This is a genomic window from Mesorhizobium sp. M2E.F.Ca.ET.219.01.1.1 (genome assembly GCF_004016445.2).
In the GTDB taxonomy this organism is placed as follows: domain Bacteria; phylum Pseudomonadota; class Alphaproteobacteria; order Rhizobiales; family Rhizobiaceae; genus Mesorhizobium.
In genome coordinates this window covers 1-313 of sequence record NZ_SADT02000190.1, presented here as the reverse complement: position 1 = coordinate 313, position 313 = coordinate 1, and the positions used below count along the sequence as shown (strand labels likewise).

General features: G+C 69.0%; 1 pseudogene. It reads left to right on the top strand.

Features of this window, described 5'->3' with window-relative positions:
• A pseudogene (locus EN862_RS35475) lies at positions 1-313 on the top strand (ATPase); the annotation flags it as partial.

The following is a 313-nucleotide window of genomic DNA, read 5'->3' as shown; positions in this document are numbered from 1 at the left end:
GGGGCATGGCGCGAACGGCGCAGCTCGCCGACCTCGAGCAGGAGATCGCCGGCTGCCTGGCGGAGCTGCGCCACATCGTCGACGACATGCGGCCGAGCGTGCTCGAACTGTTCGGCCTGCGCGACGCCGTCGAGGCGCATCTCAACCGCAGCGTCGCCAGGGCCAAGCCGCCGATCGCCGTGCGCATCGCCGACACCAGCGACGGCAGCGCCGACAGCCTGTCGGAAACGCTGCGCACGGCTCTCTACCGGATCGTCCAGGAAGCTATCAACAATGCCGTTCAGCACGCAGCGCCCGGCAGAATAGGGGTGAT